The organism is Microbacterium alcoholitolerans (assembly GCF_050408615.1).
Lineage (GTDB): Bacteria > Actinomycetota > Actinomycetes > Actinomycetales > Microbacteriaceae > Microbacterium.
Genome location: NZ_JBNTKD010000001.1, coordinates 1,594,446 through 1,609,077, shown reverse-complemented (window position 1 = coordinate 1,609,077; position 14,632 = coordinate 1,594,446). Strand labels below are relative to the sequence as shown.

The window sequence follows — 14,632 nt, the reverse complement described above, 5'->3', positions numbered from 1 at the left end:
GGAACGACACGAATGAGCATGACCCCCGAACAGGCCGCCTGGTTCCAGGGCACCTTCGACCGCCTCGTCGAGAACATCGACAAGGCGCTGCAGGGCAAACCCGAGGTGGTGAGTCTGGTGCTCTCCGCCATGCTCGCCGAGGGCCACGTGCTGCTCGAGGACGCGCCGGGCACCGGCAAGACCCAGCTCGCAAAGGCGGTCGCTGCCACCGTGCAGGGCACCAGCTCGCGCATCCAGTTCACGCCCGACCTGCTCCCCTCCGACGTCACGGGCGTGACGATCTACGACCAGCAGGCGCACCGCTTCGAGTTCCACAAGGGGCCGATCTTCGCGTCGATCGTGCTGGCCGACGAGATCAACCGCGCCTCGCCCAAGACGCAGTCGGCCCTGCTCGAGGTCATGGAGGAATCGCGGGTCACCGTCGACGGCGTCACTCACGAGGCCGGTCGGCCATTCCTGGTGATCGCCACGCAGAACCCGGTCGAGCAGGCGGGCACTTACAAGCTGCCCGAGGCGCAGCTCGACCGCTTCCTGATCAAGACCTCAATCGGCTACCCCGACCTCGACGTGGCCGCGCGCATCCTCGCCGGCGCGTCGCAGCGCAACCCCTCCGCGTCGCTGTCGGCGGTCATCACGACCGGTGCGGTGGCCGACATGGCCGACCTCGCGGCGACCGTCCATGTCGAGGCCGCCGTGCTGCGCTACGCGGCAGAGCTCGCCGAGGAGACCCGCAATGACCCGGCGATCCGGCTAGGCGTGTCGGTGCGCGGTGCCATCGCGATGGTGCGCATCGCGAAGGTGTGGGCGGCGGCGCACGGCCGTCACTATGTGCTGCCGGACGACATCAAGGCGCTGGCCCGTCCGGTGTGGCAGCACCGTCTGCTGCTGGACCCCGAGGCGGAGTTCGCCGGCACGACGGCGGACACCGTGATCGCCCGGGTGCTGGAGGGTGTCGCCGCTCCGCAGGCGCGCACCGCGGCCTGATGTCGCAGGGGACGATCGCCGCGCCGGGGGCGGGCGAGCAGGAGGCGGGCTGGCGCGACGTCGCAGCCGTCGTCGGCGCGCGCGTGCTGCGCCGGATGCAGCTCATCGCCTCGGTGGTGCGCCCGCTGGGGTGGACGCTGCTCGCGCTCACCGTGCTGTTCTGGATCACCGGCGCGCTGCTGGGATGGCGTGAGCTGATCATGGCGGCGTGGATGCTCGGACTGGTGCTGCTGATCTGCGCGGCATTCCTGATCGGCCGCACAACCTATGACGTGTCGCTGGATCTGGCTCGCACCCGTGTGGTGGTGGGCGAGCGCGCGATCGGCGCACTCACGCTGGCGAACCGGAGCTCACGGGCGATCCTGCCCTCGCGCGTGGTGCTGCCGGTGGGCTCGGGGCGCGGTGACTTCTCGGTGCAGCGACTCGCTGCGGGCGAGGAGGCGGAAGAGCTGTTCGCGATTCCCACGCAGCGCCGTGGTGTGGTCAAGGTGGGTCCGGTCAGCATCGTGCGCGGCGATCCGCTCGGCGTCTTCGAGCGTGCGCATCGGCGCGATGATCCCGTCGATCTGTATGTGCACCCCAAGACCGTGCTGTTCGGCGGTCAGTCGCTCGGCTTCCTGCGCGACCTGGAGGGGCTTCCGGCCGCCGACCTCTCCCGCGACGACGTGTCGTTCCACGCTCTGCTGGAATACCAGCCTGGCGATGATCTGCGCCACGTGCACTGGCGATCGACTGCACGCACCGGCACCATGATGGTCCGCCAGTTCGAGGAGACCCGCCGCTCCCACTTCGTGATCGGGCTGTCCCGCTCGCGCGGCGACTACCGCACCGACGATGAGCTCGAACTGGCGGTCTCCGTTGCCGGGTCGATCGGTCTGCGGGCCCTGCGCGACTCCCAGCGTGTGGACGTACGCGTGCAGGGTCGAGAACTGGCATCCGGCACCGGCAAGCGCCTGCTCGACTCGCTGTCGATGGTCGAGCCGTCCAAGCCGCGCGAGGGCGGCATCGCCGACCTCGCCGGCGTGCTCGCGGCGACCATGCCGCTGGCGAGCGTCGTGGTGCTGGTGTGCGGATCGAGCACTCGTTCGGAGGACCTGCGGCAGGCGTGCTCGCGACTGCCGTTCGGCGCGAAGGCCCTGGCGGTGGTCGTGCAGTCCGGTCTCGAGCAGCCCGCCCTGCGCCGCATCGCGGAGGCCGACGTCGTCACGGTCGGCGCGCTCGACCAGCTGCCGCTAGCTCTTCAGAAGGTTCTCGCATGACCGCGCTCTCCCTGTCCGAACGGCCGATCCGGCGCTGGGCGCTCGACGTCGCCGCCGTCGGCCTGCTGCTGCTCGTCGCTCTCGTCGGATTCTGGCCCACCTTCGGCGGACCGGCGTTCCTGATCTCTGTCGTCGGCGGACTGCTGCTCGGCATCGCGATCGCCCTGGTCTGCGCATGGCTGCACTGGGGCATCCTCATCGCCACCGGCCTGACGATCGGCGCCTACTTCGTCTTCGGCGGGGCGCTCGCCCTGCCGCACACGACGATCGCCGGAATCGTGCCGACGCTCGACACACTGCGCGCGCTCGCCCTCGGCGCCGTGACCTCGTGGAAGCAGCTGCTCACCACCGTCGCGCCGGTATCGGTGCAGGACGGTCACCTGCTGGTGACGTTCCTGATCAGCCTGGTCTCGTCGGTCACCGCGGCCTCGCTCGCCCTGCGACTGCAGCGCGCTGTGTGGGCGCTGCTCCCGATCGTCGGCGCGCTCGTGCTGGTGATCGCGCTCGGCGTGCCGCAGGCCGCGTTCCCGATCGTGCAGGGTCTCGTGCTCGCCGCCGTCACGGTGCTCTGGCTGTCGCTGCGCGCGTGGTGGGCACCGCAGCAGAACGCCGTCGACGTCTCTGAGGCCGACCCGGACCGCGCCAGGCACATGCGGGTGCGACGTCTCATCGGCGGCATCGCGATCATCGCCGTGGCCGCCGGCGCCGGCGTCGGGCTCAGCGCGGCGACTGCTCCTGCGCAGCCGCGTCACGTCTTCCGCGACGCGATCATCCCGCCGTTCGACATCCGCGACTACGCCAGCCCGCTGCAGTCGTTCCGCAAGAACGTGCGCGACGAGAAGACCAAGACGCTGTTCACCGTCGAGGGACTGCCCAAGGGCGCCCGTGTGCGCATCGGCGCGATGGACGATTGGGACGGCACGGTCTACAACGTCACCGACGGCGGTCCTGGGTCCTCGAGTGCTTTCACACCGTTGCGCTCCGGCATGGCGCCCGAGGCCGAGGGCGTGCCGACCACGCTGAGATTCGCGATCGACGAGTACAAAGGCGTCTGGGTGCCGGGTGCGCCGATCCTCGACGCGATCACGTACACAGGCTCACGGGGTGAGCAGCTGCGTCGCAGCACCTACGTCAACAACACCACCGATACGACCGTCGCGACCGCCTCGCTCGAGAAGGGCGACACGTACACCGTCGAGGCGATCGTGCCCGTCGAGCCGACCGACGCGCAGCTGAAGGACGCCGCGTTCGCGAACGTCAAGCCGCACACCGCGTCATACGTCCCCGAGGACCTGGCGAACATCGCGGCCGACGTGGTGACCGATGCCGAGACGCCGATCGAGCAGGTGCGCGCCCTGGAGGCGCACTTCTCGAAGGACGGCTTCTTCAGCCACGGACTCGAGGGAGAGGTCCTCTCGCGCGCCGGGCACACCGCCGAGCGCATCAGCACGCTGCTGGGCGGCGATCAGATGGTCGGCGACGACGAGCAGTACGCCGTGGTGATGGCGCTCGCCGCCGGTGAGGTCGGAATCCCCGCTCGGGTGGTCATGGGGTACTACCCCGACGAAGAGGACGCCGGAGGCGTCTTTGAAGCCACCGGTGACGACGTGCACGCCTGGGTCGAGGTGCCCTTCGAGGGCATCGGCTGGGTGGCGTTCGACCCCACTCCGCCCGAGGACCAGGTGCCCAAGAACCAGAACACCAAGCCGCGGGTCGACCCGAAGCCGCAGGTGCTGCAGCCGCCGCCTCCGCCGCAGGAGCCGGTCGACCTGCCGCCGACCGTCCCCGACGACCGCGAGCCGCAGGACGACACCCCGAACATCCTCGGCATCATCGGGATGATCCTGGCGATCGCCGGCATCTCGCTCGGCACGCTGCTCCTGCTGCTGTCGCCGTTCATCGTGATCGGCGCCTGGAAGGCCGCCAAGAGGCGATCGCGGCGCAACGCCGAGAGGATCTCCGATCGGATCAGTGGCGGCTGGGACGAGTTGACCGACCGCGCCGTCGACCATGGAGCACGGCTCGCGCCGGGCGCGACTCGCGGCGAGGAGGCGGCTGTGGTGGCATCCGCCGTCGCCGCTCCCACCGCCACGGCGCTTGCAGTGCGCGCCGACAGCCAGGTGTTCGGCCCGGGCGAGCCGACGGCCGAGGACGTCGATGCGTTCTGGCGCGAGGTCGATGAAGCCGTGGGTGGCATCCGCGCCGGGGCCGGGTTCTGGGCACGCACGAAGGCGCGGCTCAGCATCCGCTCGCTTACCGGCGGCAGCCGGCTGACGGCTCGGATGCAGGGGCTCCGCGATGCCGCAGCCGCGCGCGTGAAGCGCGAACCTGGCAACATCGACAGCAAGAGCACGACCTCCGAGAGTGAGAACCGATGACGATGCTTCCCTTCGGCGACGTCGCGCCCATCCAGCGACGGGTCGTGGCGTACGTCATCGACGCCCTGATCGCCGCGATCATCCCCGTGATCGGCACGATCGTCGCGATCGTGATGACCGTCACCGCGCTGGGCGGGGATGATCCCGCCGCCGCCGTGCTCGTGCTCACGTTCGTCGTCATGCCGGTCGTCGGCGTGCTGATGCTGGCCTGGCTCATCGTCTACACGGTGATGCAGGCGGGGAGCGGCTCCATCGGCATGCGCGCACAGGGCATCCGGCTCGCGAACGCCTCCGACGGCGCCCCCATCGGCTTCGGTCGCGCGCTGCTGCGCAACGTCATCTGGGGCCTGGCCGCCAGCATCGTCGTCGGCTACTTCTCGGTTCTGTTCGACGGCTCGGGCCGTTTCCAGGGCTGGCACGACAAGGTCGCCGGCGCCGTGATGCTCGACGCGCGCACCGCATCGCGCAACGCCGCGCAGGCGGTGTCGACGCAGGTGCCGGCCGCTCCCGATCGCGCCCAGGCGGACGGCGCGCCGATCGCGATGCCCGGATTCGCGGCGCCCGCCGCCGCGACGTCGATGCCTGGATTCGCGCCGAGCCCCCAGGGATTCCCGCCGCCGCCATCTGCCGCACAGCCCGGCTCCGGTTTCGCGGTGCGCCCTCCGGAGCCTGCGGAGCCGATCGCCCCCACGGCGCCCGCCGAGCCGTCGGTCTCCCACGAGGCAGCCGACGACGAGTTCGTCGAGCATACGGTGATCTCACCTCGCATCCATCGAGACCTCCCCGACGATCCGCTCATCTCCTTCGTCCCGGGCATCACCCAGGAGCCCCCGCAGCGGTCGGGGAATGCCGATCAGGTCGTCGCGGAGCCGTCAGCCCCGTCGGCCCCGGCGGTTCCTCCGGCCCCGCCGGTTCCTCCAGCCGAGGCGGTTCCTCCGGCCCCGCCGATTCCTCCCCGCCCGCCGCTTCCGGCGGCGCTGCCCGACTTCCCGGCCCCTCCGGTCACGCACGCGAAGCCCACGCAGCCTGCGGCCCCCGATCTCGACGACATCGAGGACATGGACGACATCGAGTCGACGCGCATCAGCGTGCCAGGGCACCGCCTGGTGTTCACCTGGGATGACGGACAGCGGGCGACGGTGTCCGGGCGCACCGTGTTCGGACGCAACCCCGAAGAGGGCAGCGGCGCCACCAACGTCGCCGTGCGGGACGAGACCCGCTCGCTGTCGAAGACCCACTTCGAGGCAGGCGCCACGACGCGGGGCGGCTGGGTGATGGACCGGCAGTCGACGAACGGGACCGTCGTCGTCCGCGAAGGCGTCCGCATCGCGTGCCCTCCGGGGCAGCGAGTGCCAGTGCGACTGGGCGACTCTCTCGAGATCGGCGATCGCATCGTGACCATCGGAGGATACGTATGAGTGCGCCGATCGTCACCGCCAGCGCAGGTGCCACCGACGTCGGCGCGCGCCGCAAGCTCAACGAGGACGCGTACCTCGCAGCGGCCCCGCTGTTCATCGTGGCCGACGGGATGGGCGGGCACGATGCGGGCGAGGTCGCGAGCGCCACCGTCATCGAGCACTTCTCCCGTCTGATCGGCAGGGAAGCTCTGTCGATCGGCGACCTCAACGACGCCCTGGCATCCTCGCGAGCCGCTGTGGGAGCGTTGGGACATCACGGCGCCGCCGGCGCGGGAACGACGCTCAGCGGCGTCGCGATCGCGGCGGTGGACGGCCTCGGCTACTGGCTCGTGCTGAACATCGGCGACTCGCGGACCTACCAGTTCTGCAACGGAGAGCTCGAGCAGATCACCGTCGATCACTCGTACATCCAGGAGCTGATCGAGGAGGGCGAGATCACCCCTCAGCAGGCGAAGTCCGATTCGCGGCGCAACATCATCACGCGCGCGATCGGCGCCGGCAGCGTCGGCGACGCCGACTACTGGCTCTTCCCCGCCGAGAGCGGAGATCGGATGCTGGTCTGCTCGGACGGACTGACGACCGAGCTGACGGATGAGCACATCGCCGAGGTGCTGCGCAGCGAATCCGACCCGCAGCGCGCCGCCGAGATCCTGACGGCGGATGCAGTGCGCTTCGGCGGGCGGGACAACGTGACCGTGGTGGTCGTCGATGCAGTGACCGTGGCGTCCGCGCGCGGCATCCACGTGCAGGCCGACGAAGCCGATGACCTTGCCGACACGCGTCCGCGTGCGGCGGTGGATGGAGGAATGCGATGAATGACGTCACTTATCGGCCAGGAGAATGGCAGGTCGTCATCGAGGAATCCGGCATCGCCGCCCTCCCGGCGGATGCGAGCGCGGACAAGGTCGTCGCGCTGTCCGCCATGCTCGGCAGCGGTGTCCCCGAGCTGACCGAGGTCATCGACGTGCTCTCCGGCGGAGCGATCACCGGGTTGGGCTCGTTCGCCGTCGCCCTGATCGGACCGAACGGCACGCGGTTCGCCGTTCGCGGGGCGGTGACGGTGAGCACCGGCCTGGATGAGAGCTTCTCGGGTGAGCACATCACCACCTGGAGTGAGCGCTTCATCGCAGAGCCGCCGCGTTTCGAGATCGGATTCGGCGCGGCATCGTCGGTCGAGTATCCGATCCGCTCCGGTGTGGTGCTCGCCTCCGGCGTGCGCGTCGGGGAGCCGTTCACCGAGCAGGCGGCCGATGGAGCCGACGAAGACGTTACGGCGATGATCACGACGGATGACGATGAAGAGCAGGCGGCCGACGCCGAATCTCCGGTGACTTCCGAGGACGCGCCCGAGGACGCACCTGAAGAGGCGGATGCCACGGCTGAGGACGCTGCCGCCGAGCCGGCAGACCCTGAGGCGGGCGCCGATGCAGCGCCGACCGAAGAGGCCGTCACCGATGAGGTCGCGACCGCGACGATCGCTCCCGACGAGGTCGCGGACCTGCGTGGACGAGCGATGGAGCAGGACGCTGAGGGCGATTCACTCGGGGAGCCGGATCTGGGCGCGACGATCGCCCCGCCCGTCCGCGGTGCGGAGCCCGCGCCGCCGATGCCTGCGCCGCCCGTTCCCGGGGCCGTCCCCGCCGTCCTGCCGCCGCCGGCGCCTCCCGCCCCGCCGGCCGCACCGGCTGCGACCGACATCGGAGATCACGACGGTGCCACGATCTCCCTCGCCGAGGCCCGGCGCCTGCGCGGCGCGACCTCAGCCCCGGATGCGCCGACGGAGGTCATGCCGGTGCTCTCGGACGGCCAGGGCGGGTCGACCTCCGCGCGGATCCGCATGTCGACCGGTCAGGTTGTCGAGCTCGACCGGTCCGTCATCATCGGACGCAAGCCCCGCTCCACGCGGGCCAGCGGCGCCACGCTGCCGCACCTGATCGCGGTCGACAGCCCGCAGTCGGACATCTCCCGCAATCACCTCGAGGTCCGTCCGGAGGGCGACTCCGTCGTCGTGATCGATCTGCACACGACCAACGGCTCGACGCTGCTGCGCCCCGGGGCGGACCCGGTGCGCCTGCACCCGGGCGAGCAGACACTCGTGCTCGGAGGGGACGTCATCGACGTGGGTGACGGCGTGACCGTCGCCATCGAGGAATTCGGATGACACGCGTCGCCTCGCCGCCGCCCCAGCTGCCGGGCTTCACCTATGTCCGCCCACTGGGCACGGGTGGCTTCGCCGACGTCTTCCTCTACGAGCAGCAGCTGCCCAAGCGCGAGGTGGCAGTGAAGGTGCTGCTGGCGGATCGCCTCACCGCGGGCGCGGCCGAGGAGTTCACCAACGAGGCGAACGTGATGGCGCTGCTGTCGACGCATCCCGCCATCGTCACCATCTACCAGGCCGGCGTGGCGGACGACGGCCGTCCGTACCTGGTGATGGAGTACTGCCCCAAGCCCAACCTGCAGATCCGCACGCGCAAGGAGCCGTTCTCGGTCGCCGAGGCGCTGCGCGTCGGCGTGCAGGTCAGCGGCGCGGTGGAGACCGCCCATCGCGCCGGAGTGCTGCACCGCGACATCAAGCCGGCGAACATCCTCGTCACGGCTTACAACCGGCCCGCGCTGACCGACTTCGGCATCGCGTCGACGACCGCTGCCTCCGGATCCGACGGCGAGGCCGCGGGAATGTCCATCCCCTGGTCGCCGCCGGAGTCCTTCGCCGACAACCCGACCACCGGAGTGCGCACCGACGTGTACGCACTCGGAGCGACCGTCTACACGCTGCTCTCCGGACGCTCGCCGTTCGAGCGGAAGGGTGAGCGCAACAGCAGCGCCGATCTGATCGAGCGCATCGAGCGGATGGCGGTGCCGCCCCTCGGACGCGCCGACATGCCCGACAGCCTGCAGGCGACTCTCGCCCGTGCGATGTCGAAGCGGCCCGACGATCGCTATCCGAGTGCAGTGGCGTTCGCCCGCGCCCTGCAGAAGGTGCAGATCGAGCTCGCGCATTCGGTGACGCCCATCGACATCGTCGACGAGCACCCGCACCACGATGGCGAGGACGATGACGACGACGGCCTGACGCGGGTCCGTGAGGTCAGGTCGATCAATCCCGATACGCAGTCCTCGACTCGACCGTCCGCCACGACGCTGCGCAAGCAGCCGGATGCCGCGGTCGCGAACGTTCCGCGCTTCGACCATCCGCCCGCGGCGGCAGATCTCGACGAGACGCAGCGTCGGATGCCGTCGGCGCCGGCGACCGCGGAGGACGACGAGGCCACGGTGCTGCGCCGACCCACCGTGGTCGCACCCGAGGCGGGCGTCCGGCCGCCGGCCGGCCCGTCCGCGGCGGCTCCGGCAGCATCCGTCCACGACGCGCCGCCGTCCCCGAGCCGCTCGGGCATGCCGTGGTGGGGCTGGCTCGTCGCCGGGCTGGGCGTGGCGGCGCTCGTGGTCGGCATCGCGTTCTCCGGGGCCATCACCGACGCGCTGGTGCCGGATCCCGAGCCGACCACGGCGGACACTCCTGCGCCGCAGGACCCGCTTGCCGGCCTCGTGCCTTCGGTCTCGGATCTCGAGGGCAGCAGCGACGGCGGTGTCGTGAGCTTCTCGTGGCAGAATCCGCAGCCCGAGGAGGGGGACTCGTACCTGTGGTACGAGGTGACCCTCGACGGTGCCGGCGAGCCGAGCAGCACGACGGAGAACAAAGTCACACTCGACGGGGCGCGTTCCGAGCGCACCTGCATCGAGGTGGTGCTGAGGAGGGACGACGGCAGGTCGTCCCCGCAGCCGATCAGGGGGTGCGTGGACTGATGGATCTCACGGTGGAGTACGCGGGGGAGTACTTCTCGCTCGACACGGACGAGCCGTTCTACGTCGGACGGCAGGGAGACCTGGAACTCGACGACAACCTCTTCCTGCACAGGCAGTTCCTGGAGATCTCCAACGCCGACGGGCTGTGGTGGCTGTCGAACGTCGGAGCGCGCCTCACGGCGACGGTGACTGATTCATCCGGCGGGGTGAACGCGTGGCTCGCACCGGGGGCGAGGCTGCCGATCGTGTTCGAGCAGACCACCGTGGTCTTCACCGCAGGACCGACGACGTACGAGCTGACGATCCACATGAAGGGCCCGGCGTTCCGCATCGCACCCCGCGACAGCTCGGATGACGGCGAGTCGACGATCGGGCATGTGCCGCTGACCGCGAGCCAGAAGCTGCTGATCCTGTCGCTGGCGGAGCCGGTGCTGCGGCGAGAGGGGACCGGCACGAGTGAGATCCCGAGCTCCGCTCAGGCGGCCGAGCGGCTCGGCTGGACCAGCACGCGGTTCAACCGCAAGCTCGACAACGTGTGCGACAAGTTCGACCGCATCGGCGTGCAGGGCATGCGCGGAGGGCAGGGCCGTCTCGCCACCAACCGGCGGGCACGGCTGGTCGAGCACGCCGTGTCCAGCCGGCTGGTGACCAGAGACGACCTGGCGCTGCTCGACGCCGTGGCTGCCGGCGGGGACGACGCGGACGCGTAGCCCTCACTGCGCATGCAGAGGATCTTGCCGACCGCGCGATATTGTGGAGCGCGCGTGCTCAATGAAAGCGGGGGATGAATGTCGCCTCAGACGACAGCTGTCGCGCCGACGCAGCTCATGCGCATCACGGTGCAGTGGGAGTCCCAGCGCATCGATGTGTCGGTGCCGGGTGGCGTTCCCGTCGCAGAGGTGCTCCCGTCGCTCACCCGGCGTCTTCGCGTTCTCGACAACGTCTCCGCCTCGTCGGGGTTCCGCCTGGTTCGCGCTGAGGGGACGCCGCTGGACGGCGACCGCACGCTGTCGGCGCAGTCGGTGCACGACGGGGACTTCCTCGTCCTCGAGCAGGGCGCGACCGCGGCGGTGTCCAAGCGCTACGACGATCTCGTGGAGGCCGTCGCCGACGTCGTAGAAGAGAATGCTCCCGCATGGTCTTCCCAGAATTCGGTCACGACCGCGACCGTGGTGGCATCCGTTCTGCTGATGCTCGGCCTCGTCCCGGCGGTCTGGGCGTGGATCGACACGGGCACCGTCATCACCGCCGCGGGGTCGGGTGCGGCCGCCGTCGTGCTCCTGGTCTGCGCTCTGGTGATGGATCGCACGGCCGCGCCGCAGCAGGCGGCGATGGCCCTCGCGCTGGTGTCCTCGGTGTACGCCGGCGTCTCCGGCTACACCCTCATGCCGTCGGACGACGGCTGGGGAACGCCACTCATCGTCGGCAGCGCGGCGATGCTGGTCTTCGGCGCCATCACCATGCTCGCGCTGAAGCGGCTGCGCGAATACGGGCTCATCCCGGTGGTCGTCGGCGGCGTCCTCCTCGTGATCGGCGCCCTGACCGCTCTGCTCGATGCACCCACCGCGGGCACGCTCGCAGCTGTCATGGCAGTGGCGGCGATCGCGGGGCTCGGAGCCCCGTGGGTCGCACTCGCGTCGGTGCCACTGCGCGTGGTCTCGGCGCGGGACGACTCCGAAGTGTACGACGCACCGACGCACATCTCCCCGGAGGATGTCGCGAAGCTCTACGTCCGCGCGCACCGGTACCAGGTCTCACTGCGCATCGCCGTCTGCCTGATCGTGCTGATCGCGACGGTTCCGGTCGTGGCATCCGGGTTCTGGGGTCTGCTGCTGAGCGCGGTGACGTACATCGGCATGTTCCTCGGAACCAGGCAGGTGTACTCCCGCTTCGACATCATCGCCGTGGCATCCGGTGCGCTGTCGGGCGTCGCCCTCGGTGTGTTGACCGCGATCGTCGTGCATCCGGAGTGGATCGGCGGACTGGTCGTCGGCCTCACGGCAGCGGCGATCTGCGTCATCGTGGTCGTACTGCTCGGAACCAAGGCACGGCTGGGTCTCACGCGCTTCGCGGACTTCGCCGAATGGGCGATGATCGCCCTGCTGCTGCCGCTGGCCATCATCGCCGGAGGCTGGTTCTGATCCATGGCGTCGAAATCCGAGCTGCTTCAGGCGCAGGCGTTCAACCGCCGCCGTCTCCGCACCGCCTTCACCAGCGGGGCACCGGGCGGGCGTGAGCTGCCACCGGGAAAACCCTTGCGGGGCGTCGTGGTCAGCGTCGTGCTGGCGATCCTCACCGTCATCGTGTCGCTGCTGATCGGCACATTCACCGGCAGCCTGCCCAAGGGCTGGGGCGACGGCTCGATCATCGTCGTCCAGGGGGAGGGGTCGCGCTACGTGGCCCTCGGCGACACCCTGTACCCCATCAGGAACCTCGCCAGTGCGCGCCTGCTCGCCGGGACCTCCGAGATCACCTCCGTGCCGGCCAACAAGCTCGACGGCATCGATCGCGACCCGACACCGGTAGGCATCGAGGGCGCCCCCGACCATCTGCCGGCTCCGGATCGGCAGTACACCGGTTCCTGGTTCAGCTGCGTCGCCGCCGCGTACCCGCTGGAGATCTCCACGCGCCTGCTCGATGACCCCTCGGGGCCGCCCGATCAGGCGGCTCTGGTCAAAGACGACGACGGCGAGTACTGGTACATCCAGGGCGCCCGCCGATACGCTGTCGAGGCCGACAACGTCGCCGTGGTCGCGAGCGTCTTCCTGGGCATCGACGATGTGCAGGCAGTGCCGACGGTGTCGGCGCTCTGGCTCAATCTCGTCGTGCCGGGCACGCCGCTCGGCGCCGACCTGGGCCGCGAACTGGGGTCAGACAGCGGCACCGCGGGACTCATGGTCGGTCAGGCTGTTCAGACCGAGGCCGACGGCGAGATCGTGGCTGAGTACATCGTCGACGGCAGGGGTGACCTCGTCCCGGCGACGCCATTCACGCGCACTCTGATGACCGCGTACGTCGGCGTCGAGCCCGTCGTCATGACCGTGGCCGAGGCCACCAATCTGCGCAACGTGAACTCGGACGCCGTGCCCGACGACTGGCCTCGGCAGGTGCCCGTCGTCGCCGAGGATCCCACTGCCGCGTGCCTGCAGATGGAGCCGAGCGGTGACGGCCCGGTCGTCTCCGTGGCATCCGCTCCGGCCGAGCTCGAGCCGGGAACACGCGTCACGCCCGGTTCAGGGACGGCCGTCACCACTCAGGGCACCGGCACCGGCGCGACCTACGGTTTCGTGTCGGAGGCCGGCGTGTTCTTCCCCGTCGAGTCCGCGACCGATCTGGGGCTGCTGGGATACAAGACCGACGCGTCCGTGACCGTCCCCGCGTCGTGGACGCAGCTGCTCGCACAGGGCCCGACGCTCAGCCAGGCGATCGCGCAGAGGACGGCACCGAGGCAGGCGGAGTGATGCGCCCTCGTGCGCTGCGCGGCGCCGCGGCAGCAGCGGGTGTCATCGCGATGCTCCTCACCGCCGGCGCGGGCGCGCCCCACGCGGCATCCGCGGCGTCCTCGACCGGGACGCCCCCGAGCGTCGACGCGACAGCGCAGCAGTGCACGCCGGGACAGCGGGTTCTCACGCCGGCCACCAGCTATCTGGTCGAGCGGCTGGGACTGGAGGACGCCTGGGCGCTCAGCCGCGGCAGCGGGGTCACGGTGGCCGTCGTGGATTCCGGCGTCGAGGCCGGAAACGTCCACCTCTCCGGAGCGCTGGTGCGCGGACACACCACCTTCGGCGACGGATCCGCTCCCGCTGATGACGACCTCTTCGGGCACGGGACGGCCATCGCGGGCCTCATCGCCGCGCGGCCGGTCGACGGCTCCGGCGTGGTCGGCATCGCCCCCGGAGCCAAGATCATGCCCGTCCGCGCGTTCGAATCCGCCCCCGAGGACGGTCAGTCCTCCCGCGACATCACCGGGCCGTCGGCTGCATCCGTGTCAGCGGGCATCCGATGGGCGGCTGAGCACGGCGCCCAGATCATCAACGTCTCGCTGTCGGACGACCAGTCCGCAGGCCAGTACCGCACCGCGGTCGACTTCGCCCGCTCGCGGGGCGCCCTCGTCATCGCAAGCGCGGGCAACCGCAAGACGGCCGACTCGAACCGGCCCGACCCCGTACATTTCTACCCGGGAGAGCTCGACGGGGCGCTCGCGGTGGCGGGCGTCCTGCGCGACGGGACGTGGGATCCGAACTCGTCGTATGCGGGAGCGCACGTCGACATCGCCGCGCCCGGCCAGGCGATGCCGTCGACGTACATCTCGGGAGGCGACTGCGTCTTCAACGGTGACTCGGCGTCGTCGAGCTACGCCACCGCGGTGGTCTCGGGCGCCGCCGCACTCGTCGCGGCGCGCTTTCCGGACGAGTCGCCCGACCAGTGGGCGTTCCGGCTGAAGCAGTCGGCGATGCGGGTCTCGCCCGCCGAGCGCAGCAACACGGTCGGCTGGGGCGAGGTGCGCCCGGCTGAGGCGCTCGCGCTCGTCGACGACGGGATGCTGCCAGGGCCTCCGTCTGCCGTGCACCCCGCACCGACGCCGGTGCCCACCCCTCCCCGCACGATCTCGATCGATCCGGTCCCGGATCCGCTCGATCCGGCGAGGGCGATCGTCGGGTGGGCGTTCGGCGCCGGAGCGACGATCTCGGCCATCGTGCTTCTTCTCGCACGGGCACGGTCGCGCCGCGCGCGCCGCTGAATCCCCGGCGTCACGGTCGGCCTCTCGCCGCAGGGTGATGGGGAGTCC

11 protein-coding genes are annotated in these 14,632 nt (G+C 70.5%); all 11 read left to right on the top strand.

The genetic code is table 11. The features are described from left to right. Nucleotides 1-12: 12 nt before the first annotated feature. The 11 genes from ACQUSX_RS07700 (at nucleotide 13) to ACQUSX_RS07650 (ending at nucleotide 14,584) form a co-directional block, all read left to right on the top strand. Nucleotides 13-984, top strand: a complete 972-nt coding sequence (locus ACQUSX_RS07700; protein WP_428906355.1) for an AAA family ATPase — start codon at nucleotides 13-15, stop codon at nucleotides 982-984. Next, complete coding sequence (locus ACQUSX_RS07695) at nucleotides 984-2,243, top strand: DUF58 domain-containing protein (RefSeq protein WP_428906354.1); 1,260 nt, start codon at nucleotides 984-986, stop codon at nucleotides 2,241-2,243. Before ACQUSX_RS07700 ends, ACQUSX_RS07695 begins: the two co-directional genes overlap by 1 nt. Further along, a complete protein-coding gene (locus ACQUSX_RS07690) occupies nucleotides 2,240-4,621 on the top strand; it encodes a transglutaminase-like domain-containing protein (protein ID WP_428906353.1) in 2,382 nt (793 codons plus the stop codon). Before ACQUSX_RS07695 ends, ACQUSX_RS07690 begins: the two co-directional genes overlap by 4 nt. Continuing rightward, complete coding sequence (locus ACQUSX_RS07685) at nucleotides 4,618-6,039, top strand: RDD family protein (protein WP_428906352.1); 1,422 nt, start codon at nucleotides 4,618-4,620, stop codon at nucleotides 6,037-6,039. The genes ACQUSX_RS07690 and ACQUSX_RS07685 overlap by 4 nt, the downstream gene beginning before the upstream one ends. Further along, on the top strand, nucleotides 6,036-6,854 hold the full coding sequence (locus ACQUSX_RS07680; RefSeq protein WP_428906351.1) for a PP2C family protein-serine/threonine phosphatase: 819 nt from the start codon (nucleotides 6,036-6,038) through the stop codon (nucleotides 6,852-6,854). Before ACQUSX_RS07685 ends, ACQUSX_RS07680 begins: the two co-directional genes overlap by 4 nt. Then, on the top strand, nucleotides 6,851-8,200 hold the full coding sequence (locus tag ACQUSX_RS07675; RefSeq protein WP_428906350.1) for an FHA domain-containing protein: 1,350 nt from the start codon (nucleotides 6,851-6,853) through the stop codon (nucleotides 8,198-8,200). Before ACQUSX_RS07680 ends, ACQUSX_RS07675 begins: the two co-directional genes overlap by 4 nt. Continuing rightward, nucleotides 8,197-9,843, top strand: a complete 1,647-nt coding sequence (locus ACQUSX_RS07670; RefSeq protein ID WP_428906349.1) for a serine/threonine-protein kinase — start codon at nucleotides 8,197-8,199, stop codon at nucleotides 9,841-9,843. Before ACQUSX_RS07675 ends, ACQUSX_RS07670 begins: the two co-directional genes overlap by 4 nt. Further along, the gene (locus ACQUSX_RS07665; protein WP_428907614.1) at nucleotides 9,840-10,553 is read left to right on the top strand and encodes a hypothetical protein; all 714 of its coding nucleotides are present in this window, start codon (nucleotides 9,840-9,842) and stop codon (nucleotides 10,551-10,553) included. The genes ACQUSX_RS07670 and ACQUSX_RS07665 overlap by 4 nt, the downstream gene beginning before the upstream one ends. A gap of 78 nt (nucleotides 10,554-10,631) precedes the next feature. Then, on the top strand, nucleotides 10,632-11,984 hold the full coding sequence (gene eccD / locus ACQUSX_RS07660; protein WP_428906348.1) for a type VII secretion integral membrane protein EccD: 1,353 nt from the start codon (nucleotides 10,632-10,634) through the stop codon (nucleotides 11,982-11,984). 3 nt (nucleotides 11,985-11,987) lie between these two features. After that, entirely contained in the window at nucleotides 11,988-13,304 is a 1,317-nt protein-coding gene (gene eccB / locus ACQUSX_RS07655; protein WP_428906347.1) for a type VII secretion protein EccB, read from the top strand. Next, complete coding sequence (locus tag ACQUSX_RS07650; protein ID WP_428907613.1) at nucleotides 13,304-14,584, top strand: S8 family serine peptidase; 1,281 nt, start codon at nucleotides 13,304-13,306, stop codon at nucleotides 14,582-14,584. Before eccB ends, ACQUSX_RS07650 begins: the two co-directional genes overlap by 1 nt. Nucleotides 14,585-14,632 lie beyond the last annotated feature (48 nt).

Excerpts from the sequence above, each read along its gene's own strand:
- ACQUSX_RS07695 (WP_428906354.1), top strand. The coding sequence starts at position 984 with ATGTCGCAGGGGACGATCGCCGCGCCGGGGGCGGGCGAGCAGGAGGCG.
- ACQUSX_RS07670 (WP_428906349.1), top strand. The coding sequence starts at position 8,197 with ATGACACGCGTCGCCTCGCCGCCGCCCCAGCTGCCGGGCTTCACCTAT.
- ACQUSX_RS07675 (WP_428906350.1), top strand. The coding sequence starts at position 6,851 with ATGAATGACGTCACTTATCGGCCAGGAGAATGGCAGGTCGTCATCGAG.
- ACQUSX_RS07650 (WP_428907613.1), top strand. The coding sequence starts at position 13,304 with ATGCGCCCTCGTGCGCTGCGCGGCGCCGCGGCAGCAGCGGGTGTCATC.
- ACQUSX_RS07700 (WP_428906355.1), top strand. The coding sequence starts at position 13 with ATGAGCATGACCCCCGAACAGGCCGCCTGGTTCCAGGGCACCTTCGAC.
- eccB (WP_428906347.1), top strand. The coding sequence starts at position 11,988 with ATGGCGTCGAAATCCGAGCTGCTTCAGGCGCAGGCGTTCAACCGCCGC.
- ACQUSX_RS07680 (WP_428906351.1), top strand. The coding sequence starts at position 6,036 with ATGAGTGCGCCGATCGTCACCGCCAGCGCAGGTGCCACCGACGTCGGC.
- ACQUSX_RS07685 (WP_428906352.1), top strand. The coding sequence starts at position 4,618 with ATGACGATGCTTCCCTTCGGCGACGTCGCGCCCATCCAGCGACGGGTC.
- eccD (WP_428906348.1), top strand. The coding sequence starts at position 10,632 with ATGTCGCCTCAGACGACAGCTGTCGCGCCGACGCAGCTCATGCGCATC.
- ACQUSX_RS07690 (WP_428906353.1), top strand. The coding sequence starts at position 2,240 with ATGACCGCGCTCTCCCTGTCCGAACGGCCGATCCGGCGCTGGGCGCTC.